The 24,206-nt window shown below is 71.9% G+C and carries 24 protein-coding genes and 1 tRNA gene; 16 read left to right on the forward strand and 9 right to left on the reverse strand.

Annotated features, from left to right (window positions below):
- The first annotated feature begins 67 nt into the window (after nucleotides 1–67).
- Nucleotides 68–158, forward strand: a tRNA-Ser gene (locus P8R59_RS08120).
- A gap of 43 nt (nucleotides 159–201) precedes the next feature.
- On the opposite strand, the gene P8R59_RS08125 is transcribed toward P8R59_RS08120, so the two are convergent.
- Together P8R59_RS08125 and P8R59_RS08130 are read right to left on the reverse strand one after the other, a co-directional pair.
- Entirely contained in the window at nucleotides 202–822 is a 621-nt protein-coding gene (locus tag P8R59_RS08125; protein WP_278103519.1) for a hypothetical protein, read from the reverse strand.
- A gap of 29 nt (nucleotides 823–851) precedes the next feature.
- Entirely contained in the window at nucleotides 852–1,757 is a 906-nt protein-coding gene (locus tag P8R59_RS08130; protein WP_431606882.1) for a serine hydrolase domain-containing protein, read from the reverse strand.
- Nucleotides 1,758–1,863: 106 nt separating this feature from the next.
- On the opposite strand from P8R59_RS08130, the gene P8R59_RS08135 reads away from it, so the two are divergent.
- A complete protein-coding gene (locus tag P8R59_RS08135; protein ID WP_278103520.1) occupies nucleotides 1,864–2,703 on the forward strand; it encodes a universal stress protein in 840 nt (279 codons plus the stop codon).
- 25 nt (nucleotides 2,704–2,728) lie between these two features.
- Here P8R59_RS08135 and P8R59_RS08140 read toward each other — a convergent pair whose 3' ends face one another.
- From P8R59_RS08140 to P8R59_RS08150, 3 genes are all read right to left on the reverse strand, one after another.
- Nucleotides 2,729–3,559 (reverse strand): universal stress protein, encoded by an 831-nt coding sequence (locus tag P8R59_RS08140; protein ID WP_278103521.1) that lies wholly within the window; start codon nucleotides 3,557–3,559, stop codon nucleotides 2,729–2,731.
- Between the two features lie 73 nt (nucleotides 3,560–3,632).
- Entirely contained in the window at nucleotides 3,633–4,268 is a 636-nt protein-coding gene (locus P8R59_RS08145; protein ID WP_077050778.1) for a response regulator, read from the reverse strand.
- Entirely contained in the window at nucleotides 4,265–5,932 is a 1,668-nt protein-coding gene (locus tag P8R59_RS08150) for a sensor histidine kinase (protein ID WP_278103522.1), read from the reverse strand. Before P8R59_RS08150 ends, P8R59_RS08145 begins: the two co-directional genes overlap by 4 nt.
- 117 nt (nucleotides 5,933–6,049) lie before the next feature.
- Here P8R59_RS08150 and P8R59_RS08155 point away from each other — a divergent pair, with 117 nt between their 5' ends.
- The gene (locus P8R59_RS08155) at nucleotides 6,050–6,592 is read left to right on the forward strand and encodes a pyridoxamine 5'-phosphate oxidase family protein (protein ID WP_278103523.1); all 543 of its coding nucleotides are present in this window, start codon (nucleotides 6,050–6,052) and stop codon (nucleotides 6,590–6,592) included.
- 86 nt (nucleotides 6,593–6,678) lie between these two features.
- Nucleotides 6,679–7,719, forward strand: a complete 1,041-nt coding sequence (locus P8R59_RS08160; RefSeq protein WP_278103524.1) for an aldo/keto reductase — start codon at nucleotides 6,679–6,681, stop codon at nucleotides 7,717–7,719.
- A 16-nt stretch (nucleotides 7,720–7,735) separates the two neighbouring features.
- Here P8R59_RS08160 and P8R59_RS08165 read toward each other — a convergent pair whose 3' ends face one another.
- On the reverse strand, nucleotides 7,736–8,572 hold the full coding sequence (locus tag P8R59_RS08165) for a universal stress protein (protein ID WP_278103525.1): 837 nt from the start codon (nucleotides 8,570–8,572) through the stop codon (nucleotides 7,736–7,738).
- A gap of 138 nt (nucleotides 8,573–8,710) precedes the next feature.
- Between P8R59_RS08165 and adhP the strand changes: the two genes are divergently transcribed.
- Nucleotides 8,711–9,769 (forward strand): alcohol dehydrogenase AdhP, encoded by a 1,059-nt coding sequence (gene adhP / locus P8R59_RS08170; protein ID WP_278103526.1) that lies wholly within the window; start codon nucleotides 8,711–8,713, stop codon nucleotides 9,767–9,769.
- Nucleotides 9,770–9,844: 75 nt separating this feature from the next.
- On the opposite strand, the gene P8R59_RS08175 is transcribed toward adhP, so the two are convergent.
- Both P8R59_RS08175 and P8R59_RS08180 read right to left on the reverse strand, forming a co-directional pair.
- Nucleotides 9,845–10,495: a hypothetical protein gene (locus P8R59_RS08175; protein WP_278103527.1), complete on the reverse strand. Its 651-nt coding sequence runs from the start codon at nucleotides 10,493–10,495 to the stop codon at nucleotides 9,845–9,847.
- Nucleotides 10,496–10,578: 83 nt separating this feature from the next.
- Nucleotides 10,579–11,064, reverse strand: coding sequence for a winged helix-turn-helix transcriptional regulator (locus P8R59_RS08180; protein WP_077050773.1), 486 nt, complete (start codon nucleotides 11,062–11,064; stop codon nucleotides 10,579–10,581).
- 79 nt (nucleotides 11,065–11,143) lie between these two features.
- Here P8R59_RS08180 and P8R59_RS08185 point away from each other — a divergent pair, with 79 nt between their 5' ends.
- The 9 genes from P8R59_RS08185 (at nucleotide 11,144) to P8R59_RS08225 (ending at nucleotide 20,416) form a co-directional block, all read left to right on the forward strand.
- Nucleotides 11,144–12,496 carry an MFS transporter gene (locus tag P8R59_RS08185; protein ID WP_278103528.1) on the forward strand — a complete coding sequence of 451 codons (1,353 nt, stop codon included), beginning with the start codon at nucleotides 11,144–11,146 and terminating at the stop codon, nucleotides 12,494–12,496.
- Nucleotides 12,493–13,176, forward strand: a complete 684-nt coding sequence (locus P8R59_RS08190; protein ID WP_278103529.1) for an SDR family oxidoreductase — start codon at nucleotides 12,493–12,495, stop codon at nucleotides 13,174–13,176. The genes P8R59_RS08185 and P8R59_RS08190 overlap by 4 nt, the downstream gene beginning before the upstream one ends.
- Nucleotides 13,177–13,378: 202 nt before the next feature.
- Nucleotides 13,379–14,860: an HNH endonuclease gene (locus P8R59_RS08195; protein ID WP_278103530.1), complete on the forward strand. Its 1,482-nt coding sequence runs from the start codon at nucleotides 13,379–13,381 to the stop codon at nucleotides 14,858–14,860.
- 195 nt (nucleotides 14,861–15,055) lie between these two features.
- Nucleotides 15,056–15,634, forward strand: a complete 579-nt coding sequence (locus P8R59_RS08200; protein ID WP_278103531.1) for a hypothetical protein — start codon at nucleotides 15,056–15,058, stop codon at nucleotides 15,632–15,634.
- Between the two features lie 8 nt (nucleotides 15,635–15,642).
- Nucleotides 15,643–17,253, forward strand: a complete 1,611-nt coding sequence (locus P8R59_RS08205; protein WP_278103801.1) for an L-lactate permease — start codon at nucleotides 15,643–15,645, stop codon at nucleotides 17,251–17,253.
- 96 nt (nucleotides 17,254–17,349) lie between these two features.
- Nucleotides 17,350–18,219, forward strand: coding sequence for a hypothetical protein (locus tag P8R59_RS08210; RefSeq protein ID WP_278103532.1), 870 nt, complete (start codon nucleotides 17,350–17,352; stop codon nucleotides 18,217–18,219).
- Nucleotides 18,220–18,274: 55 nt separating this feature from the next.
- Nucleotides 18,275–18,970 carry a phosphatase PAP2 family protein gene (locus tag P8R59_RS08215; protein WP_278103533.1) on the forward strand — a complete coding sequence of 232 codons (696 nt, stop codon included), beginning with the start codon at nucleotides 18,275–18,277 and terminating at the stop codon, nucleotides 18,968–18,970.
- 16 nt (nucleotides 18,971–18,986) lie between these two features.
- Nucleotides 18,987–19,790 (forward strand): DUF1206 domain-containing protein, encoded by an 804-nt coding sequence (locus tag P8R59_RS08220; protein WP_278103534.1) that lies wholly within the window; start codon nucleotides 18,987–18,989, stop codon nucleotides 19,788–19,790.
- 32 nt (nucleotides 19,791–19,822) lie between these two features.
- On the forward strand, nucleotides 19,823–20,416 hold the full coding sequence (locus P8R59_RS08225) for a DUF3885 domain-containing protein (RefSeq protein WP_278103535.1): 594 nt from the start codon (nucleotides 19,823–19,825) through the stop codon (nucleotides 20,414–20,416).
- Nucleotides 20,417–20,428: 12 nt separating this feature from the next.
- Here P8R59_RS08225 and P8R59_RS08230 read toward each other — a convergent pair whose 3' ends face one another.
- Entirely contained in the window at nucleotides 20,429–21,052 is a 624-nt protein-coding gene (locus tag P8R59_RS08230) for a TetR/AcrR family transcriptional regulator (RefSeq protein ID WP_278103536.1), read from the reverse strand.
- 172 nt (nucleotides 21,053–21,224) lie between these two features.
- Between P8R59_RS08230 and P8R59_RS08235 the strand changes: the two genes are divergently transcribed.
- Nucleotides 21,225–22,826: an amidohydrolase gene (locus tag P8R59_RS08235; protein ID WP_278103537.1), complete on the forward strand. Its 1,602-nt coding sequence runs from the start codon at nucleotides 21,225–21,227 to the stop codon at nucleotides 22,824–22,826.
- A 16-nt stretch (nucleotides 22,827–22,842) separates the two neighbouring features.
- Nucleotides 22,843–24,201 (forward strand): APC family permease, encoded by a 1,359-nt coding sequence (locus P8R59_RS08240; RefSeq protein ID WP_278103538.1) that lies wholly within the window; start codon nucleotides 22,843–22,845, stop codon nucleotides 24,199–24,201.
- Nucleotides 24,202–24,206 lie beyond the last annotated feature (5 nt).

Genomic DNA, 24,206 nt, shown 5'->3' on the forward strand with positions numbered 1-24,206 from the left:
AGTGGATACCGGCGGCTGGGGGCGCTCGGATTCGCGGCATACCGCCGAGTGTCGTAAGCTGGTCGGCGGTGACGTGTCCGAGCGGCCGAAGGTGCAACTCTCGAAAAGTTGTGTAGGGTAACCCCCTACCGTGGGTTCAAATCCCACCGTCACCGCCATTTTCACCAGATCAGCCCCGCTTTCGAGCGGGGCTGATCTGCGTTACGGCGCCTCGCTGTCCGTCGATGGCGCTCCGCGCGGGCCGTGTTCGAGGGACTGCCGATACTGGCGCCGGAAAGATCCGCGGATGCCGAGTGATCCTTGGCGTCGCCGAGGTCCGGGTCCGCCGAGCCAGCGGCTGCGGGGACGGGGGACATCTCCCCAGGTTCCGGCCTTGTAGAGGATGTAGCCGACCCACCAGATGAGGATGCCGCCGATCAGCCAGGGCCCGATGCCGGACAGGAGGGGCACGTGCACCACATCGTGGCCGAGCAGCGCGGTGGGCTGGTAGCTGGCTCGCGCGGTGCCGGACTCGTCGGTCCCGCCGTCGAGATCGACATCGTGGAGGACGAGGGTGCCGTCGTCACTGACCCACGTCCCGTAGGGGCGGCAGCCGCCCCGAAATCGCTCTTCGCAGCCCGCCTGCGTGAACGTCCCCCAGATGCGCGGTTGACCGAGATCGATCAGGCTGGCGACCAACAGCGCCGCGAAGGCGATCGCCAGGATGCCGCCGACGACGTAGAACGCGATCTGGCCGAATCGTCGCCACCACGCGCCCCAGCGCTCCCGTCGCGCGATCCAGCGGTCGTACTCCGCGTGCGGAGAAGGCGCGGGGGAGTCCACAGGCCCGACTCTAGTGCGGGCCGCGACGTCTACCCCCGGAGCGCCGCCGCGGCGATCTCCACGAGCCGGTGGTCGCGCGTCTCCTCGTGCGCCGTGATCGTCACCGCGGCGGACCGGTCGTTCGCGACGTAGACATACTGGCCGTAGAGCCCATCGAGGCGCCAGCCGTCGCCCGGCCCGGCCCAGGTCGCCAGGCCGTAGCGCGCGAAGTCGCCCTCGCCGCCGGTGTCGACGTCGGTCGAGCGTATGGCATCCACCCACTCGGCGCTCACGATCCGTTCGCCCCGCCAGAGGCCCCGGTCGCGGAGCACGCGGGTGATCCGCGCCAGCTCTCCGGTGCGCAGCTCGAGGCCGCTCCCGCCGACGATCCAGCCCCGCGGGCAGCGGTGCCACTGCGGGTTGTCGATGCCGAGGGGATCGAAGAGGCGGGGGAGGAGCCAGTCGCGCACGTCGCCGACGGCTGCACCGAGCATCCGCATGGCCACGTAGGTGCTGGCATCCGAGTACTGGAAGACCGTGCCGGGACCCCGGGTCGGGCGGCGGAGCATCTCCTGCGCGAGGTCGGACCAGGGCGCCGGCTCGCGGCCGAACCACGCGAAGTCGATGCCGCTGGTCATCGTCAGGAGGTGCCGCAGGGTCACCGCCTCGACGCCCGCGCCGAGCTGCAGGTCGGACAGCATCTCTCCGACGCGGGTGTCGAGCGACAGGATCCCTTCGTCGGCGGCGATCCCCGCGGCCAGGGCGCTCACGCCCTTGGACACCGAGTAGACGTTGACGCGATCGTCGCTGCGCCATCGGTGCTCCGCGACGTCGTCTCCGACGGCGACGTGGACGCCGTACGCGCCGAGCGACTCTTCGTCGACCGACGCCACGATCCGGTCGAGCACGGTGGATGCGGATGCCACGGGGAGACCTTCCTTCTCGGGCGGAGTCATCCGTTCAGGATCGCAGGTCGGGGCGCACCCGCGGCTCTCCCGCGGGACCTTCGTCCCCCGCGCCGGGGCGGGCGACGCGTAGCGTGCGGGACGATGGGAGGGTCCCATGGAGAAGATCGTTCTCGGGGTCGATGACAGCGCCGCGGCGCGGTCCGCGCTCGCGTGGGTGGTCGACCGGTGCATCCAGCGGGCGGCCGAGGTCGACGTGGTCCACGTGGTGGGGCCGGCCGAGGCGCACACCACGCCGCAGCAGGATCCGCTCGCGAACGCCCGTCGGGTGCTGCGGGCCGCCGTCCCCGAGCAGAGCGCGACGTATCACCGCGCGCAGGGCGGCGTCGCGCAGACGCTGGCGGAGGTCTCCGCGCACGCGGACCTCCTCGTCATCGGGGTCGATCCGGAGCATCCCGTCCGTGCTGCCCTCGGCGGGTGGCTGCCCGTGCGGGTCATCGCGCGAACCGGGCCGCCGGTGTGCATCGTGCCCGCCGGGTGGGCGCCGCGGCCCGGCGCCGTGACCGTCGGGCTCGAGGACGACGTGTCGTCGGCGGAGGCGCTGACGTTCGCCGCGCGCGAGGCGGAGGCGACCTCCGGCCGGCTCCGGATCGTGCACGCCTGGCGCCTGCCCGAGCCCTCGGTCGACGGCGCCGCGGCGCTGCTCGTGGAGCCGCAACGCATCCTCGAGGAGCATCGCGAGCTGCTCGACGCCGCCGTCCGATCCGTGCACCGGCGTTTCCCCGCCCTCCACATCGAGGAGGATCTGGTGCGCGCAGACCCTGCGTCCGCCCTTCTGCAGCAGGCGCCGCGCTCGGCGATGATCGTGGTCGGCACCCACCGCGAGGGCGTCCTGTCGGGGGCGTACGTCGGCTCGGTCGACCGCGACCTCCTGTGGCGTGCCGGATGCCCCATCGCGGTGGTGCCCTCGGCGAGCTTCCCGGCGAAAGGCGCGTGAGCCAATCCGCCCGCCGGTGACGGGCTCAGACGCCGCGCGGGGAGACGGGCACCACGCCGATCGGTCGGTCCAGACTCCCGACGAGATCCAGTCCCACGGAGCCGAGCAGAGCACCGCTGACCAGGCCGCGCCCGTGCGACCCGATCACGATCATGCTCGAACGCCGCGCGGCGCGCGTCAGCGCGGAGGTGGGGTTGTCCCGCACCAGCTCCGGCCGGACCTCGAGGTCGGGGAAGTCCGCGTGGATGCGCGCGACGGCGGCATCCAGGATCCGGGCGTGCTCATCGGCGACCCGGTGCGGGCTCGGCTGCAGCGCGGTGGCGCCCCGCACGTGCGATCCGCCCATGAGCCAGGAATGGATGACGCGGAGCGGCACGTCCGCGGATGACGCCGCCGCCGCCGCGAAGAGGAGGGCATCCTCCGATGAGTCGTCGTCGTCCAACCCGACGACGACCGGATCGTCGCCGCCGGCCCACCCCGCGGGCACCAGCACCGTCGGCGCGCCGGATCGGAGCGCCGCGCGCAGCGGCATCCATCCGCCGAGGACCGACCGCATGCGCGATCCCGTCTGGATCCCGAGGACCAGCAGGCCGGCGCCGCGGGCCGCGTTCGTCAGCGTCGCGGGCATCGTGCCGTCGAGCCGGGAGACGTCGACCGGCGCATCCGGCGCCAGGGCCCGCCACCGCCGGACGGCGGCATCCAGGATCCGATCCGCTTCGACGCGGTCGGCGAGGAACATGTTCGTGACCAGGACGAGGTCCACCTCGAACCGTTCGCCGCGGGTCCTCTCCGCCGCCCACTCCAGGGCTGCCTCGGACGCGGGGCTGCCATCGAACCCCAGCACCATTCGTTCCATGGTGTGACTCCCTCCGGACGCCCCGAGCGTAGGAGCGGGCGGAGGTGCTCGGGAGGGCCGAAGGTCCCGCGGATCAGAGGTCCGGGTGGCCGAGGCGCAGGACGGCCGCCTGCGTGCGCGACTCCACCCCCAGCTTCAGCAGCAGCGAGGACACGTAGTTCTTCACCGTCTTCTCCGCCAACCCCAGGCGCTCGCCGATCTGGCGGTTGGTGAGACCGTCGGCGATGAGCGCGAGCACCTGCCGCTCCCGCATCCCCAGCGACCCCCAGCGGGGGTCGTCGTCGCGGGAGCCGTCGCGCAGGCTCGCCGCGGCCCGCGCCGCGGCCGCGCCGTTCAGCAGGATGCGGCCGGTGCTGACGGCGCGGATGTCTTCGAGCAGCCGCATCGCAGCGATGTTCTTCAGCAGGTATCCGGCCGCCCCCGCGAGCACGGCGGCGTACGTGGCGGCGTCGTCGTCGTAGGCCGTGAGGATGAGGCACGCGACCTGGGGCATCGACGAGCGGATCTGCCGGCACAGGTCGATCCCGCTGCCGTCGGGCAGGCGCACGTCGAGCACGGCCACGTCCGGCCGGGCCGCCTCGATGCGGGCGAGCGCCTGGCGGACGGTGCCCGCTTCGCCCACCACCTCGAGACCCGGGCTGCCGTCGATCAGGTCGGACAGGCCGCGCCGGACGATCTCGTGATCGTCGACGAGGAAGACGCGTGTCATCGGGTCGATCTCCGTTCCTCGGTGTCCTCGAGCGGAACGCGCCACTCGGCGCGCGTGCCGTCCGGGCCGGTGTCCAGGGTCATCGAGCCCCCGCGTGCGGCGGCACGCTGCGTGAGGTTGGCCAGGCCGCTGCGTCGTTCGTCGCGGATCCCCGTTCCGTCGTCGGTGACGACGACGGACACGTCCCGCCCCGTGATCCCGACGTCCAGGGCGATGGTGTCGGCACCGGCGTGGCGCACGCTGTTGGTGAGCAGCTCCCGCGCAACGCCGACGACATCGTCGGCCAGCGCGTCGCGGATCGCGTGGTCGACCGCCCCGGCGAACCGCAGCGCGGGCGGCCGGCGGAGAGAACCCGACACCTCGGCGACCACGTCGATCAGACGGTGGCGCAGCGAGCTCCCGTCGCGGGCCGACAGGGCGAACACGACGGTGCGGATCTGGGTGATCGCATCGTCGAGCTGGCGGATCACCTCGTCGACGCGATCCCGCTGGCGCGTGTCGTCCACCGTGGCGGCCATCGACTGGAGCGTGAGGCCCGCCCCGAAGATCTGCTGGATGACGTGGTCGTGCAGGTCCCGCGCGATCCGCGCCCGTTCGTCGGTGAGCATCGCCCGCTGCTGAGCTCCACGCGCGCGGGAGAGTTCCGCCGCGATGCTCGCCTGCGCACCGAGGCTGCCGAGCACCTCGAGTTCGACGGCGGTGAACCCGCGCTCGCCGGGTGCCCGTGCGACGCACAGCACGCCGCGGGTCCGGTGCCGCGTGCGCAGGGGTACGGCGATCGCGGGACCGGTCTCGTGCTCGACCCGGAGCAACGCCGGGTCGGGGTGCTCCCCGGCGGCGACGGTGGCGACCCGGACGCCGTCCTCCTCGATCGCGGCGCCCGCGATGGTCGCCGTCTCCTCGACGGTCGTGCCCAGCACGTCTTCCTCGCGCGGGCCGCGGGCGGCCGCGACACGGAGCGCCGCCGTCCCCTCGACCGGGACGAGAACGCTCACCAGGCTCCCCTCGACGAGGTCGGCGACACGTCCCGCGAGCAGGTCGTACACGTTGTCCGGCGGGGTCGAGAGGATCGCCGCGGACAGTTCCGCCGTCGCCGCCATCCACGTCGCCCGGGTGCGGGCCTCGTCGAACAGTCGAGCGTTCTGGATCGCGAAACCCGCGGTGGATGCCAGAGCGCGGACGAGCTCCTCGTCCTCCGCCGAGAACGAGCCCCGCCGTGCGTTCGTGAGGTACAGGTTCCCGTACACCTCGCCACGCACACGGATCGGCGCCCCGAGGAACGACTCCATCCGCGGGTGGTGGGCCGGGAAGCCGGCCGCCCGGGGATCCGTCCCGAGGCGGTCGAGTCGGATGGGCTCGGGGTGAGCGATCAGCGCGCCGAGCACACCGCGACCGCGGGGGAGGTGGCCGATGGCATCCGCGTCCTCGGTCGAGAGGCCGACGTGGATGAACTGATCCAGGGAGGAGCGATCGGCGGCGATGATCCCGAGCGCCCCGTACTCGGCATCCACCAGTTCGACGGCCGCTTCGACGACGCGACGCAGGACGACGGGCAGCTCGATCTCACCGACCACCGTCTCCACCGCTCGGAGGAGCCCCCTCAGGCGGTCCTGCGAAGACGACGGTGGCTCCGCGGCGACGGCGGCGGGATCCTCGCTCGGCATCCGGCACCCCTCTCCCCGCTTCAATCTACGACCGGTGCCGGTGTCTGACCAGATCAGGGGACCTTCGACCCGTCGATCCCGGTCGGCGCGCGCTGGACTGTGAGAAGGAGGTCCCTCATGACCCACGATCAGAACCCCGCCGCGGCCGTCGTCGAGCTCGGACCCGCGGAATGCTGGCGCCTGCTCGAATCGCAGCGTCTCGGGCGCCTGGCACTCGTCGACGCCTCCGGCGAGCCGCGGATCTACCCGGTGAACTACGCCACCGGCGACGGTGTGCTCTACGTCCGCAGCGCCGAGGACGCCAAGCTGCGCTACCTGCGCTCGCGGCCGGCCGTCGCATTCGAGATCGACGGAGAGGATGCCGGCGACCGATGGAGCGTCGTCGTCCTCGGGCACGCGTTCCGGGTGGACCGGGATGCCGAGATCCGCCGCACGCGTGCGACCGGGCTGCGATCGATGAGCCCGGCGCCGAAGCCGTACGTCGTCCGCATCCTGCCGCGCAGCGTCGCGGGCCGCCGCTTCACAGAGCGCCCCGAGGGCGGGGAGGAGGACCCGCTGCGCGCACGGATCTTCCGACCGAGCGACGAGTCCCTGCCGGCGTCGGCGCGGTCGCCGCACCCGATCGCGGGTCTCGCGCCGCGCGGCGGCGCGCCGCACTGACGCCGTCATCGTGCGCGGGAAGGGGAGCGAGGAGGGCGCCTCGGATGCCAGAGTGGACGTGAGCCCCCTGAGCCCCGAGGAGCACCATGCCCATCGCCGCCGATGACCCCCGCCTGACCTCCGCTTTCGTGGCGTCGACGGACCGCTACGACGACGTCCCGTTCGCGCGCGCGGGGGCCAGCGGCATCCGTCTGCCCCGTATCTCGCTGGGGCTGTGGCAGAACTTCGGCAGCGGCCGCACGCTCGACTCGCAGCGCGAGATACTGCTGCACGCGTTCGATCGCGGCGTCGTGCACATCGACCTCGCCAACAACTACGGCCCTCCGTACGGCGCCGCCGAAACGACGTTCGGGACCGTGTTCGAGAGCGACCTGCGCCCCTACCGTGACGAGCTGTTCCTCTCGACCAAGGCCGGCTACGACATGTGGCCCGGCCCCTTCGGCGACGGCGGGTCGCGCAAGTACCTCGTCCGCTCCCTCGAGCAGAGCCTGACGCGTATGCGGACCGATCACGTCGACGTGTTCTACTCGCACCGTCCCGACCCCGAGACGCCGCTGGAAGAGACGACGACCGCACTCGCCGACATCGTGCGCAGCGGCAAGGCGCTCTACGCCGGCATCTCGAACTACCCCGCCGACCTCGCGCGCCGGGCGCACGAACTGCTCGCCGCAGAGGGCGTGCGGCTGTTCGTGCACCAGCCGCGCTACTCGCTGTTCGACCGGACCCCTGAGACCGACCTGTTCCCGGCTCTGCGCGAGCTGGGCGTGGGCAGCGCGGTCTTCTCGCCCCTCGCGCAAGGCCTCCTGACGGCGAAGTACCTCGACGGCACCGTCCCCGCCGACTCGCGCGCCGCCGACAGCCGGTTCCTGGACGGCAGCGCCCTCACCGACGACTACCTCGAGCGCATCCGCGGCATCGACGGCGTCGCGCGCGAGGCGGGCCTGTCGATCCCGCAGCTGGCGGTCGCCTGGGTGCTGCGCGACCCGGTGGTGACGACCGCCATCATCGGCGCATCGCGGCCGAGCCAGGTCGACGACGCCGTCGAGGCGAGCAAGGCGACGCTCCCGGATGCCGTGATCGCGGCGCTCGAGGCGTTCGCGGCCGAGCCCGGCGCCGCCCTGCGGTGAGCGGTCGCCGCGCCGCTCACCGCACGATGGCCGTGACGGTGGGCAGGTGCGACAGCACCGCTTGACTCGTCGACCCGAGAAGGAACCGGGCCAGGGGCCCGCGTCCGTGGCTGCCCACGACGAGGAGTCGGGCGGAGCGGGCCGTCCGCAGCATGACACCCGTGGGGTACCCGGCCTCGACGACGGTGGACACCGCGAGATCGGGGTAGTCCTGCCGGAGGCCCGCGAGCGAGATCGCCAGATCCTCCGTCGTGAGGGACTGCATCCGATCGAGGTAGTCCTGCGGGTACTCGTCCAGTTCGAAGGGCACCGGCACCGGCGACCAGGTCATGACGGCGGTGAGGGCCTCGCCCGTCCGGTCCGCCTCGGCGGCCGCGAACGCCACGGCTTTCTCGGACGCCTCCGACCCGTCGACCCCGACGACGACGCCGGAACGGCCCGCGACGTCGTTCTCGGGGACGACCACGACGGGGCAGTGGGCTCCGGCGGTGATCCGCACCCCGCGGACCCCGCGCAGATGCGAACCGTCCCGGGCGAAGTCGCTGCCCAGCACGAGCAGGTCGGCGCGCTCGGACACCGCGATCAGGCGCGCCACGGGGTCTCCGCGCTCGATGAGGATCTCGGCATCCACCCCGGCGTTCCGAGCCTGCTCGGCCGCGTACTCGAGCAGGGCCGTGGCGCGCGTGAGCGCGCGTGCGACGAGCGTCTCCTCGCCGGCGACACCCCACGCCGAGCCCACGACGGACACCAGCAGCAGCCGCTCCCGTCGAGCGACCGCGCGCTCGATCGCCCACTGGAGCGCGCTCCGCGCACCCGCCGCGTCGGTGACTCCGACCGCGATCGTCCCGTTCATCATCACTCCTCCGTCCGAGCCGGGGATCGGCTCGTTCCGATCGTCCCGCCGGCGGCGCGATCGCCACGGGACCTTCGACCCGCCGAACGGGGAATCACCGGCGAAGACTCGGATCAGCACAGAATCCAAGGAGAGATCATGCGTGCAGCAGTCGTCGATCGGTTCGGTTCGCCCGCGGAGGTCGAGGAGCGGGCCATCCCCCGCCCGGGAGCCGGGCAGGTGCTCGTGCGGCTCGAGACGTGCGGGCTGTGTCACACCGACATCCACGCGATGAACGGTGACTGGCCCGTCAAGCCCGGCCTTCCGCTCGTCCCGGGACACGAGGGAGTGGGGATCATCGAAGAGCTCGGCGCCGGCGTCACCGGCCGCACGGTCGGCCAGCGCGTCGCGATGCCGTGGCTCGGTCACGCGTGCGGTGAGTGCCGCTACTGCGTCGACGGGCGCGAGAACCTCTGCGAGAAGCAGTACAACAACGGCTACGGGGTGGACGGCGCCTACGCCGAGTACATGCTCGCCGACGCGCGCTTCGCGGTGCCGGTCCCGGATGGTGTCACGCCGCTCGACGCAGCGCCGCTGACCTGCGCCGGGGTCACCACGTACGCCGCCGTGAAGAACGCCCAGGTGACGCCGGGGGAGACCGTCGCGGTGTTCGGCGTCGGCGGGCTCGGGCATCTGGCGGTGCAGTACGCACGTCTCGTGGGGGCGAGGGTCATCGCCGTCGACGTCACGGACGAGAAGCTGCGCCTGGCGAGCGAGCTCGGCGCCGACCACGTGGTGAACGCCCGCACCACGGACCCGGTCGAGGCGATCCGCCAGTACGGCGGCGCCGACGCCGTCATCGTGCTCGCCGTCGCGCCCACCGTGTTCCGGCAGGCGTTCGACTCGCTGAACCGGGGCGGTCGGCTCGTGCTCGTGTCGCTCCCGGCGGACGGCGAACTGACGATCCCCATCTTCGACACCGTGCTCAAGGGCATCAGCGTCATCGGTTCCATCGTCGGGACGCGTCAGGACCTCGCCGAAGTGTTCGCCCTGCACGCGCTCGGGCGTACGCGGGTCATCACCGAGACACGCGATCTGGCGGACGTGAACCGCTCGGTGGAGGAAGTGCTCGCGGGGTCGGTGCCGGCGCGCCTGGTCTTCGCGTACCACACGGCCGATCTGGTGCCGGTGGCCGAGGCAGTGGAGACCGTCTCCTAGAACGGTCTCTTTCGGGCCTGCCTCCCGAACGCCGGCCGGTCCCGCGGGAAGCGGGGCGGGCCGGCGTTCGGTCGTTCAGTCCGGGGTTCCCGGGGGCAGGTCCGACCTGTCGACGACCTCCGTGTCGGTCTCGCCCGTGAGGCGCCACCAGCTCGGACCGGACTTGTACACGTCATAGGGCACCCATTCCCCACCGCGGAGGATGAAGTCGTGCCCGGCGGAGAAAGCGAAGTAGCGGGGCCCGAGACTCGTCGAGTGTCGCCAATACTCCCGTGGTGCGGGCGTCTCGCCGGTCGCCGCGTGTTCGGCATGCCGGTCGGCGCGAGGCGCGATGTCGGGCGTCTCGCCGGTCGCCGCGTGTTCGGCCTGGCCGTCGGGGCCAGGGCTGATGTGCGGAGGGGGAGGTTCTCCGCCGTCCCACCCCGCGTACCAGAACGCGCGCGAGGTCAGTGCGGCGACGGCGTCGTCCTCGAGCCAGGGAAGCAGGGCGCGGAGGCGGGATGCGAAACGGGAGCCGCCCTCGGGCGCGAGCTCGTCCACGCGAATCGTGTTCGCCGCGGCGATCGCGTGATCCACGGCGCGCGCCAGGTCGGAAGCGGGAACACCGTGCCGATGCGCGAGATCCGCGACCGCTTGCGCGTCGGCGGCCGGGTGCGGGCCGCGCCCCCACCCGAGGTAGGCGACGACGGCCGCGGAGACCATGTCGCCGTTCACCGGTGTACTCATCCCTTCGAGCCTAACGAGAGGCGTGATCTGCGTCCGCGGTGCCGGGGCGCGGGGCGCTCCGTGGTGCGCCCCGGTCGTGGCGTTCAGCCGAGGGTCACGACGCGGCCCTCCCACGGGCCGGGCCTCTGCCACGCCACCTCGTTGTCGACGTCGAGCAGCGCTCCGCAGTGCTCGCAGACCTCCGACCGATCGGATGCCACGCCACAGGCGCCGCAGATCACGGCGAACGTCGGGTCCTCGTTCTCGGACGGGCGGTGCTCGTGCGCCCAGGCCGCGTACGCCTGCAGGATCGGCAGCGCATCGGTCGCGGCGCGCGTGGGGAGGTACTCGACGCGCGGGCGCGGTCCGGTCGTGTAGGCCCTCGTCTCGAGGAGTCCCGACGACACCATGCTCGACAGGCGCGACGACAGCACGTTGTCCGCGGCATCCATCCGACGCTTGAAGTCGTCGAAGCGGCGCGCGCCGGCGAGCGACTCGCGAAGGATCAACAGCACCCACGGGTCGCCGACGGCGTCGATCCCGCGCGCGATCGGGCAGACGTTCCCGCTCCAGTCGGACCGCAGGGGCATGGCATCCTCCTCTGACTTGCTTGAAGCAAGCATACGCGTTAGCGTTCCGGTACTTACTCCTTTGAAGAAAGTAAATGTCGTGAGCGAGACCACCGTTTCCGCCGCACCTCCCCGTACCGGCACGCTGTCCGGCCCGCCCGCCCAGTGGACGACGCGCGCCCGCTGGTACACGGCGCTGAACCTTCTCGGCTCCCTCGCCGTCGCGGCCGCCGCGGGCGCGGGCAGTCCGCTGTTCGTCTACGACCAGGGGCTGTGGGGCTTCGGCGACGGGACGCTCACCGTGATGTTCTCCGTCTACGCGTTCACGCTGCTGGTCACGCTCCTGATCGCCGGGTCGTTGTCCGACCACGTCGGCCGCCGGCCCGTCATGATCGGTGCGTTGCTGCTGCTCCTCGTCGCGTGCGGTCTCCACCTGGCGGCGGCATCGGCGGAGTGGGTCGTCGTGGCCCGCGCGGTGCAGGGGATCTCGACGGGCGCGGCGATCGGCACGTTCACCGCGATGGTGTCCGAAACCGTGCCGCCGCACGCGCGCGGTCGCATGACGCAGATCGCCGGAACGATCCCGATCGGCGGCCTCGCGCTGGGCGCATTGTTCGGTGGCGTGGCGGTTGCCCTCGCGCCCGCGCCCTCGGTCGCCGTGTTCGTGCCGATCGCGCTGCTCGTGGTGGTCGCCCTCGGAGCGGTCCTGCTCACGCCGGAGTCCTCGTCGAGGGTCGCGGGCGCGTGGCGCTCGCTCGTCCCGCGCGTCGCGATTCCCCGGCGCGTGCGTCCGGAGTTCCTCCGCGGGGCCTGGCTCGTCTCCGCCGCGTGGATGAGCTCGGGCCTGTTCCTCGGGCTCATGCCGTCCCTCGCGCACCACACCCTTGGGCTCGACACCGTGGCCGCCTCGGCGCTCGTGTTCCTCCAGCCCGCCGTCGCCGCCGTCGCGGGACTCGCCGCGACCGGCCTCGCGCCACGGACCTCGGCGGTGGTGGGCGCGCTCGGATGCGCGGTCGGCGGCATCCTTCTGATCGTCGGCATCGGCACCGCCTCGACCGGGATCGTGATGGCCGCCGCGCTCGCCGCGGGCATCGGCAACGGCCTCGGCTTCGCGGCCGTGCTCCGACCCCTGAGCGCAGCCGCCCACACCCACGAGCGCGGCGGCCTCATGGCGGCGATCTACGTCGTCGCCTACCTCAGCTACGGTGTGCCCGCGCTCGTCGCCGGTCAGCTCGCGACGGTGTTCGCGCTGCCCGCGACGGCGATCGGATACGCGGCGTTCCTGGCCGCGGTCGCCCTCGTCGCGCTGGCGTCCCGCGCGGGTGTCCGGGCCCCCGGCGCCGGCAACCCGGGCCCCGGCGCCACGACACCCGGCAGCGGTATTCCGGGCTCCGGTGCCGCCTACCCGACCCCCGCCCGCTCGGGCGGACTCGAACAAGGAGAGAAGAAATGACGGAAATCTCGGATGCCGTCGTGCTCGTCACGGGCGCGAACGGCGGGCTGGGCACGGAGTTCGTGCGGCAGGCGCTCGCGGGCGGAGCGAAGAAGGTCTACGCGGCGGCGCGCTCGCCGCGGGACTGGGGCGACCCGCGCGTCGTGCCCCTCGTCCTCGACGTCACCGACGAGAGCGCGATCGAGCGGGCGGCGCGGGATGCCGCGGATGTCGACGTGCTCGTCAACAACGCCGGCATCCTGCGTCAGGGTGACCTGGTGACCGGCGACGTGGCGGACATCCGCGCTCAGCTGGAGACGAATCTGTTCGGCCCCCTCCTGCTGACCCGTGCGTTCGCGCCGCGCCTGGTCGCCGCGAAGGGTGCGGTGATCAACGTCGCGTCGGTGCTGTCCTGGCTGGCGTGGGGCAAGGGCTACAGCATTTCCAAGGCGGCCCTCTGGTCGGCGACCGAGGGGCTGCGCCTCGAACTGGAGCCGCAGGGTGTGCAGGTTGTGGGCGCGTACCTCGCCTTCACCGACACCCCGATGAACGACGGTCTGACCGACCAGCCGCTGAACGACCCCGCCGACGTCGTCGCGGCGATCTACGACGGGTTGCGCCGCGGGCACGGCGAGGTCCTCGCCGACGAGACGACGCGGGCGGTCCGCGCGGGCTTGTCGCGGGTCGCGAACGCGGCCTGACGGCGGCCAGTTCGGGGCATCGCTGCGCGCCTGCAGAAGTTCACCCGCGGCATGTTCCTCCGTGCAAACCCCCGATCAGTCGCGGATTCTGCTGGTGCGACGGTGCAGCACCCCTCCTCCCCATCGGGTGGCGTGTCGGATCTGTCCCCATTTGGGTGGGTGGGGCGGGTTCGGTGTCGGACCCCCTCGCTAGCATGCATACATGACCTTCGATCCGTCCTCGACACCACCGGATGACTCGGCTGCGGCCCTGTCGTCGGTGCTGGTCGAGGTGCGCGGAGTAGATGCCGAGGTCGCCTCGGCCGAAGCGCGGCGGGTGCGGGCGTTGGCCCGCGCGGGACACCTCGCCCTGGACTCTTCCGTAGGGGTGCGGGCATCGGCGCGGGCGGCGGAGATGGCGGTGCGGGAGGTCGCGTCCGAGATCGCGGCCGCGTCGCACCTGTCGGATCGGAGCGTGCAAGCACAGATCGGGCGGGCGATGACCCTCGCCGACGACTTCCCCGTGACGCTGGACGCGTGGGAGGCGGGGGTCCTGTCCCGCGCGCACGTGCAGGTGATCGTGGATGCCGGTATCTCGCTGCCGCAGGATCGTCGCCACGAGTTCGACGTTCTCGCCGTCGCCACCGCTGACGGACTGAGCCCCGGACGGGTGAAGACCCGTCTTCTGGCGTTGGCGGAGTCGCTGCAGCCCACGACCCTCACCGAACGGCACCACCGCGGCCGCCAAACCCGGTGCGTGCGGGTGGTGACCGGGGAGGACGGGATGTCCGACCTGATCGCGACCCTCCCCACCGTGCTCGCGGTGGGGATCTACGACCGGCTCGTGCAGCAGAGCGCCGCGATCGTCGACCTCCGCCGAGACTCAGCGCCGCGGGTCCGTGACTCCGCGGGAGAACCCGCGGGTGGTCGTGGGGGTGGTGACGACCGCGGCGACCGCTCGCAGGCCGCGACGACGGCCGCGCCCGACACGCGGATGCCTGACACCCGAACGCCTGACATACGGACGGCCGATCAGGTGCGCGCCGACCTCCTCGCCGACCTCCTGCTCACCGCCGCGCCCGACGCTGACCCCACCCGCGGCGACGACGGCCCCGGCATGCTCGGCGCGATCCGCGCGCGGGTGCAGGTCGTCGTTCCTGCCCTCACCATGCTGCGACCCGGGAACGAGAACCTCGATCCCGCCGACCTCGTCGGCCATGGACCCATCGACGCCGCAACCGCCCGCGCCCTGGCCGAGACCACCCCCGTCCCCTGGGACCGGGTCATCACCCACCCCGTCACCGGGGCCGTGCTCCGCACCGACACCTACCACCGCACCACAGCGATCAACCGCCACCTCCGCGCCCGCGACCGCCACTGCCGATGGCCCGGGTGCGCCGCCCCCGCCATCCGCTGCGAAGTCGACCACACCCACGACCACGCCCTCGGCGGCCCCACCGACGTCAGCAACCTCGCCCACCTCTGCCAGAGACACCACACACAGAAGCAATTCACCCGCTGGAAAGTGAGACAACTCCCCGCCGGGATCCTCGAATGGACCTCCCCCACCGGACGCGTCTACACCGACCACCCTCTCCCCTACACGCCAGCGGTCAGATTCCTCCCCGACGACCCCGCACCACCGCCACCACCGCCACCACCCCGCCCGCCCGGAGCCTGCAGCGCAGAGCCCGCACCGTTCTGAGGAATGCCCGCGCGGCGGGGCCCTCCTCGGTCCTGGCCGAGCCGGCGACCGTCCGTCCTCGCCGGGGGCACCGCGACTTGCGGAGCCTAGCCCCGACCGCTCCGCAACGGGGGGTCATTCAGAATTGTCTCGATTCTCGCTAGCGTGAAGCCGTCGACGCGGTCTCTGCACGCCGCGACGAGAGAGGGGCAGCTCGTGGACTCGGAAGAACTGTCGGCACCGGCGGGAGTCGCCGCAGCCCTCGGGGTGAGCGATCGGCTCGACCACCACGAGCGCAAGCGTCTTCTGGCGAGCGAAGTCATCGCCGCACTTCTGGGCGCCGAGCCCCGCGATGTCAGGGTCATCCGCGAGGCTCCCGCGCAGTTCGGCTATCACCCCCGCCTGCTCGCGACGGTGGCGGGTGAAGAGGTGCCCCTGTCCATCCACACGTGCAGCAGGGGTCCGGCGACCGTCGTCGCGGTCGCCGACACCGTCATCCCCCTCGGTGTCGACCTGCGCGCGGCGAACCCGACAGCGGCAGACCTCGAAGAGATGCGCCGGCATTCGCACCTCTTCCCGGATGCCGGCGCGGCGCAGCTGCTCGCCCACTGGACCCGCGTCACCGCCGTCCGTCACGCCGACGGCCGCGGATCCCGGGTTCAGCCCGAGCACATCCGCCTCGATGAGGACCTCTCCCGGGGATGGGTGCCCGACCGGCCGGTGCACTACTCGCTGGCCGACCTTTCGCGCGACCCGTGGACCGTGACACTGGCGTACGGGGCGGGGCCGCGATGACCGACGCGCTGTGGACCCAGAACGTCGATCCCCTCTCCAGCCTCTGGCTGTCGGCGCTCGTCGCCGCCATCCCGCTCGTGATCTTCCTGCTGTGCCTGGTCGTGCTCAAGCTCACGGGGATCGTCTCCGCGGCCATCGCGGTCGTCGCCGAAGTGATCGTCGCGGCCCTCGTCTTCGGGATGCCCGCTCCCGCGATCGGCGGGTCGGCGCTGATCGGCCTGCTCACTGCCGTCTGGCCGATCGCCTACATCATCGTCATGGCCGTGTGGCTGTACCGGTTGGCGGTCGCGAGCGGGCGATTCGACGTCATCCGGGCCTCGATCTCGGGTATCTCCACTGACCAGCGCATCCAGGTGCTGCTGATCACCTTCGCGTTCGGAGCGTTCCTCGAGGGGGCCGCGGGGTTCGGTGTCCCGATCGCGATCTGCGCGGCGCTGCTCGTGCAGCTGGGATTCCGCCCGGTCAAGGCGGCGATGCTGTCGCTCGTGGCCAACGTCGCGGCGGGGGCGTACGGGGCGATCGGCATCCCGGTGATCGTCGGTGCCCAAGTGGCGGGAATCGATGTCGCCGAGCTGTCGCGCACGATGGTCCTCCTTCTGCAGCCGCTGACGTTCCTCGTGCCGTTCCTCCTCGTCGTGATCCTCGACGGATGGCGCGGGCTGCGGGAGACGTGGCCGGCCGTCCTCCTCGTGAGCGTCGTGTTCAGCGGCATCCAGGCGGGAGTCCTGTGGTTCCTCGGACCCGAGCTGGCCGACCTCGGTGCGGGCCTCGGCGCGATGGTGGCGCTGTTCCTCTTCGGCCGCGTGTGGCAACCCCGGAATGTCTTCCGCGAGGGGGGCAGCGAGGCGCCCCCGGTCGAGCGGCACACGGCGCGCGAGGTGATCGTGGCGTGGAGTCCGTTCTACATCCTGACCGGCTTCATCCTCGTGTGGAGCCTGCCGTGGTTCAAGGCGCTCTTCGCCGCCGGCGGACCGCTGAGTGCGGCGGTGCTGAAGCTGCCGATTCCCGGCCTCACGGGCGAAGTCGTCACCGCCAGCGGCACGACCGTCGCGGTGACGTGGGACTTCACGCCCCTCAACGCCACCGGAACGGCGATCCTCCTCGCGGTGCTCGTGTCGTTCTTCACGACGCCGCGCCTGTCGGGCTCCGATCTGGGCCGCGAGCTCGCCGCCACGCTGCGCGAGCTCTGGCGGGCACTGGTGCTGATCGCCGCGATCCTGGTGCTGGCCAACATCGCGAACTACTCCGGAGGGTCGGCGAGCATCGGGAGCGCGCTGGCCGCGGTGGGTCCGCTGTTCCCGCTGTTCGCGCCGATCATCGGGTGGATCGGAGTGTTCCTCACCGGGTCGGTGGTCAACAACAACACCCTCTTCGGTCCCCTCCAGGTCGCGACGGCCGAGCGCATCGCCGTTCAGCCCGACCTCCTCATCGCCGCGAACACCGCCGGCGGCACCACGGCGAAGGTGGTGTCCCCGCAGTCGATCGCGATCGCGGCGGGAGCGGTCGGCCTGTCGGGGCGAGAGGGTGAGATCCTTCGGGCGTCCATCGGCTACAGCCTGGGGATGCTCGTGGTGATCAGCCTGTGGGCCTTCGTGCTCTCAGGGCTGTTCCCGGGGTGACGCCCACCCCGACCCGTCCCGTTCCCCCCACGTCCATTCGGCGTCTCCTTCACGTCTGTACCCTCGGACCCGACACGCGCGGGAACGGGGGCTCTCATGACGACGTCCGCGCCGACACGGGTGTCCCGGCTGAGGACCCTCGGCATCGCCGCGCTCGTCCTTGCCGCCATCGGACTCGGCGGCGGCTTCGTGCTGGTCTTCGGCTGGTCGATCGATGAGACGCACTTCGATCGCCCGAGCGCGGAATTCGATGCCTTCGCTGCGGAGATCGCCGCGATGCCGGGCGTCGGGGCCGTCGAGAAGGAACGGTGGGTGGAGGCGCCCGCCTTCTGGAGCCCGGTGTCCTCCCTCCGGGTCACGGTCGAGCGCTCCGGACTGCCGGCCGTCCTCGAGATCGCGTGCTCTTCGCGGAACGCCGACCCGATCGACTGGGGGCTCGTCGTGCAGACACCCGCGCGTGCCCAGGTGTGGGTGTTCGCCGACCGTACGGAATCCGGCTGCCCGGACTTCCGGCTCGACGTGGTGCCCACGGTGGAGGCGGTGGACCGCCTCGCCCCGGGGCGCAGCATCCAGGCCGCCGTATGGGAGAACGGTCGCCTCTCGTTCTCGGACCTGCTCGACGGCCGCGCGGAGGTCTCGTCGATGATCCCGTTCGTCGCCGCGGCCGACGACCTGCGGCGAGCCGCCGGCGTCGAGGCCGACCGCGAGATCGAGATCAGCGGGCCGCAGCTGACGGCTGTACCTGCGCCGGGAGAATCAGCCGCGTACGCCGCGCTGCTGCGCACGATCGTCGACGAGTACGGCGTGACGGAATTCTGGGACGGTGCCGGCGGAGGTACGCCGACCGACGGGGTCCCGAGAACCCAGATCAGAGGCGATCCTGCCTCCGCGGACGCCGTCGAGGCGGCTATCCGTGCCTCGGGCCTCCGTCTCGCGGACGCGCCCGTCGTGTTCCGAGAGGACTGATCCGGCGGTTCGCAAGTGCCCCTTCCGGCGGGGAGCCCCTTGCCATGATGTCGGAATGGACGCCTCCACCGACGACGCCGCGGCGGCCGGCACCGTCGCACCGCTCTCGCCCGTCGGCCCTGATGCGCGCCGCGCCCGCGCGCTCGTCGTCGGGGTCGTCGCCACCGTGCTCTTCGTCGCCCTGCGACTCGTCGTCGCCCTGTCGGATTCGGCACCCCTGCCGATCGACGCCGCGTGGGACGACATGATGTCGGCCATCGCCTCGCCCGTCGGCGTCATCGTCGCGTGGGTGCCGGCGATCGTGGGCGGCACGATCGGCATGATCCTGATCGGGGTCGCGACGACCATCGTGTTCCTCGTGCGCCGCCGCCCCTGGGATGCGCTCAACGTCGGGGGAGCAATCGCCCTCGTCGTCGCGATCGGAGCACCGATGGCCGCGGTGATCGCCCGGGCGAGGCCGGCCGACTCGCTCGCCGAGACGGTCGCGACGTCGTTCCCCTCGGGGCATACGGCCGTGGCCACCACGATCGCGGTGACGCTCGGACTCATCCTCCGACGCCGCTGGGTGTGGGCGGTCGGCGCGACCTGGGTCGTGCTCATGATGTGGAGCCGGACCTACCTGCACGCCCACTGGCTGTCGGATGTGACGGCGGGGATGCTCGAGGGCGTGGCGGTCGCGACGCTGGTGTGGGCCGCCATCGAAGTGGCAAGGGAGCGCCGCGCGCAACGGGCTGCCACGGCGGCGGTCTGAGCGCTACGGTGCACGGATGACATCTGCCAGTGCCGCCGCAGACAAGGCGCAAGATTCGACCGCTTTCCGTGTCGCCGCCCGCGTGGGCTACGTCGTCCTCGGGCTGTTGCACCTCCTCATCGGCGTGATCGCGATCACCATCGCCACCGGCGGCGCCGGAGACAGCGCCGACCAGTCCGGGGCCCTCGGTCAGGTGGCCGCCGCACCCGCGGGGATGTTCCTCCTGTGGGTCATCGTCGTGGGCCTCGCCGCCCTGGCGATCTGGCAGATCAGCGAGGCGATCGTCGAGCGGAACCCGGATGCCAAGAAGCGCTGGGGATATCGGGCGAAGTACCTCGGCACGGCGGTGGCGTACGCCGCGATCGCCGGCACCGCGTACACGGTGGCGACGGGCGGCCAGGCCGACTCGTCGGGCCAGACGAAGAACTTCAGCGCCACGCTGCTCGCGTCGCCCGGCGGTGTCTTCCTCCTCGTCCTCGTCGGTGTGGCCGTCGCGGCGGTGGGCGTCGCGTTCGTCGTCCGCGGCATCACGCGCGCGTTCCTCAAGAGCCTGTCGGTGCCGAGCGGCCCCGCGGGCCGAGGCATCCGCGTGTTCGGCACCGTCGGATACGTCGCGAAGGGCATCGCCGTGTGCGTGGCCGGCATCCTGTTCGTCGTCGCGGCGCTGACCCATGACCCGAATGCCGCGAGCGGTCTCGACGGTGCCCTGCGTTCCCTCGCCGGCCTGCCGTTCGGTCAGATCGTGCTCTGGCTCGTCGGTGCGGGCCTCGTGGTCTACGGACTGTTCTGCTTCGCCCGTTCGCGCTACGCCCGCATGTGACGCGCGGCGCTCGGCCGTGGGAGGGTTCCGGTATGCACGCTTCTCTCCCGGGCGGGGCGTTCGCGCCCACCGACGTCGATCCCCGCGCCGCTGACTGGAGTGCGCGGTGGGACCGCCTCTGGCCGGACGCCGAGCCGAGCGGTCCTTCGTTGCGGACGGTGCACCCCGACCGCTGGGTTCGTTTCCACACGCTCCCCGGTGCCGCCCGCGTCGCGCAGACGCCCGCCGATCGCGCCCGGGTCGCGCGCATCGTCGACGAGCTGTGCGACGCCGCGCGCGCGGCATCCGGTGACGGCCCGCTCCTCGTCGTCGGCGAGGACTGGGATGCCGCCGACGGTGCCGGCGGATGGACGCGGCACCTCCTGCCCGGGGCGCGCGCCTGGCGCGTCGCCGATGGGGCGGACGCTCCCGCCTACTTCTGGGTCGACGTCGACGTCGACGTCGAGCCGGTCCTCGCCGCGGTGATCGACGATCGCGCCGCCGTACTGCTCACCGACGCGGGCATGCGCTGGGGCGTCGCCCCCTACGACGGCGGTGTCGACGTCTTCCTTCCGGATGCCGAGACCCGCGCGGCACTGGCGGAGCGATTCTCCGCGTGGCGCTCGCCGCGGCCCGACGGGCTGTGACGCGCGCGCGGATCACCCGCGGGGACGGGCTCCGGCGATGAGCAGCGACAGGCCGAGCTCGAACGCGCGCGTGGCGACCGGGTCGACCGGGTCGTAGCGCTCGAGAGTCGCATAGGCGGCGGCGAAGCGCGGCACCGTCTCCTCCTGCCCGGTGGGATCGAACATGACGCTCGGTCCCGACATGTCGAGCACGCTGCCGAGGATGAAGGACTCGAACGCAGTCAGCAGCGGCAGGATGTCGTCGCTCGTCCAGCCCACTCGCTCGGCGGCCCGTGCGAAGTCCTCGTACTGCGACATCAGCGAGGGCGCGGACGACCGGTGCGACATCAGCAGCGGGATCGTCTTCGGATGCCGCCGGAAGGCGTCGCGATAGGACCGTGCCCACAGCGCCAGCCCTTCCTCCCAGTCCCGCTCGCGGAGGCCGGTCGAGTCGATACGCGCGGAGACGAGCGCGCGGACGTCCTCGATGAGGGCGGCCAGGTTCGGCACGTGGTTGTAGAGCGATGTCGGGTGCACGTTCAACCGGTCGGCGACGCGGCGGATGCTCGCCCCGTCGGGTCCGTCGCGATCGACCAGGGCGAGCGTCGCGCGCGCGATCGCCTCGCGGGAGAGCTTCGGATGCGACGGCCGGGGCACGACGGAGCCTTTCGGTCGGGGTCCGACAACGCTACGCGATCGGCCGTGTTTCGGCGGTGTATCGGTGCGGTGAAGAGTCGGCGAAACGGGCCACGGGGGACCGGAAGAAACCGTAGCGTTCCTAAAACCTACGCTGTATGTTTCTTTCCAGCGTGGTCTCAAGGAGGTTTCCATGGCAGTCGTCGTGTTCCGCGGTGGCGCAATCCGGGTCGATGGCGTGGGCCCGGACGTCGATCGGTTGGTCGTCGTCGACGGCGTGATCGCGCACCCCGATCACCCGATCCCCGCGGATGCCGCGACGATCGATCTCGACGGTGGACTGCTGCTCCCCGCCTTCCGCGACGGGCACGCCCACCCGCTGCTGGCGGGGCGTGAGCACAGTGGCCCGGCCCTGCGCGATGCCGGCTCGGTCGACGAGATCGTGGAGCGGGTGCGCTCCTGGAGCGCGGCATCCGACGAGCCGTGGTTGATCGGGGGCAGCTACGACGCCACCCTCGTCGACGGCGGCGTCTTCGACGCGCGCTGGCTCGACGCGGCCGTACCCGACCGCCCGGTCGTGCTCCACGCGTGGGATTACCACACGGCGTGGGTCAACACGGCGGCTCTGGAAGCCGCGGGCGTGGATGCCGACACCCCCGATCCCGCACTCGGGCGCATCCTGCGCCGAGCCGACGGATCGCCGCGCGGCACCCTCGTCGAGCGACCCGCGATCGATCTCGTGCTCGATCGCGCTCCCCGTCCGAGCCTGGCCGCCGATGTCGAGGCGCTCGGCTGGGCCACGCAGCACCTTGCGGCGCAGGGCATCACGTGGGTGCAGGAGGCGTGGACAGAGGAGCACGACGTCCCGTCCTGGATCGCCGCAGCCCGCGCCGACCGCCTGAACGTCGACGTCGACCTCGCCCTCCGCGCCGACCCGCGGCGGTGGCCGGGACAGCTCGAGCAACTGGATCGCATCGCCCGCGCCGTGCGAGACGAGCCCGGCCTGACGTGTCGCACGGTGAAGTTCTTCGTCGACGGCATCCTGGAGAATCACACCGCCCACCTGCTCGAGTGCTACCACGATGCCCAGACCCGGGGCCTCCCGAACTGGCAGCCGGACCAGCTGGTCGATGCGGTCGCGGCGTGCGACGCCGCCGGGTTCGACGTCCACCTGCACGCGATCGGCGACGCGGCGGTCCGCGCCGCGATCGACGCGGCCGAACGGATCCGCGAGAGCCTGCGCCGCGGACGACGGCTGACCGTCGCGCACGCCCAGGTCATCGACCCGGCGGATCTGCCGCGCCTGGCCGAACTCGACGTGACCTTCTGCTTCCAACCGCAGTGGGCCATGCCCGACGCGGTGATGACCGACCTCACCCTTCCGCGCCTGGGACCCGGGCGCGAACGGCAGTACCGCATGCACTCGGCCCAGAAGGCCGGTGCCCGCCTCAGCTTCGGCAGCGACTGGCCCGTCACCTCGCCCGGAGTGCTCGCCGGGATCCGCACCGCCGTCACCCGCCAGGACGCCGACGGGCTCCCCGTCGGCGGCTGGCAGCCCGACGAGCGACTCACCGTCGAAGAGGCCCTCGACGCCGCCACCCTCGGCGTCGCCCACCAGGCCGGCGATCAGGACCACCGGGGGACCCTGCGCCCCGGAATGATCGCCGATCTCGTCTGGCTCGACCGGGACATCCGCCGCACCCCGGCGTCCCGGATCGCCGACGCGCGTGTCCGCGGCACCTGGCGCCGCGGCATCCCCACCTTCACCGCCGTCCCCGCGGCAATCGTGCTCTGACCCGAACAGGAACCCGATGTCCTCCTCCACCGACACCTCGCTGCGGCGAGTCATGGGAGTGCCCTCCCTCGTCATCTTCGGCCTGGCGTACATGGTGCCGCTCACCGTGTTCACCACCTACGGTCTCGTCGCGGTCACCACCGGCGGCCACGTGCCGACGGCCTACCTGGTGACGCTTGTGGCGATGCTCTTCACCGCATTCAGCTACGCCGCTCTCGTGAAGGCGTTCCCGCGCGCCGGCAGCGCGTACACCTACGCGCGACGGGCGTTCGGTGGCCACGTCGGCTTCCTCACCGGGTGGTCGTTGATGATCGACTACCTGCTGCTGCCGCTCATCAACTACGTGCTCATGGGCATCTACCTCAACGCCCAGCTCCCCGGCATCCCGCCCTGGGTGTTCGCTCTCGCGGGCGTGCTGCTCATCACGGGACTCAACATCGTCGGAATCACCGTCGTGCGAAACGCGAACCTCGTCCTGGTCGGCCTGCAGCTGGTGTTCGCGGCCGTATTCGTGGTGTGCGCGATCGTGCACGTCGCGCAGAACCCCGGGGTGTCGCTGCTGCAGCCGCTGTACGACGCCGGGCTGACCTTCCCGGGCCTGCTGGCCGGCGCGGCGATGCTCGCGCTGTCGTTCCTCGGATTCGACGCGATCTCGACCCTGTCGGAAGAGGCGCGCGACGCGCAGCGCACCGTCCCGCGCGCGATCATCCTCACGACGATCATCGGCGGACTCATCTTCACCGTGATCGCCTACGTCTCGACGCTCGTCATCCCGAACGTGGCCGACCTGACGAACCCGGATGCCGCGGCGAACCAGATCATGGAGGTCGCGGCGGGCCGCTGGCTCGAGGTGTTCTTCCTCGTCGCCTACATCGCCGGGTGCATCGCCGCGGCCCTCGCGTCGCAGGCGAGCGTCTCCCGCATCCTGTTCGCCATGGGGCGCGACGGCGTCCTGCCGCGGTTCTTCGCCCGACTCAGCCGCCGATACCAGACGCCGATCGGCGCCGCGCTCTTCGTCGGTGTGGTGTCGCTCGCGGCCCTCTTCGCGGACCTGAACACCGTGGCATCCCTCATCAGCTTCGGGGCGCTCGCCGCGTTCTCGCTGGTGAACCTGTCGGTGATCAAGCACTTCCTCATCGACGAGAAGCGGCGCGGGGGAGCGGCGGTGTTCCGTTTCGGGGTGCTCCCCGCCCTCGGGTTCGCTCTGACCGCGTGGCTCTGGTTCAGCCTCTCGCCGCTGGCGCTCACGGTCGGTCTGGTGTGGATCGGCGTCGGCATCGTGTGGCTCGCGGTCCTCACGCGCGGCTTCCGTCGGCGCCCGCCCGAGGTCGAGTTCGACGACGAGACCCCCGCCCCCGAGCGCGTTCTGGCCTGACCCTC

Source organism: Microbacterium proteolyticum (assembly GCF_029639405.1).
In the GTDB taxonomy this organism is placed as follows: Bacteria; Actinomycetota; Actinomycetes; order Actinomycetales; family Microbacteriaceae; genus Microbacterium.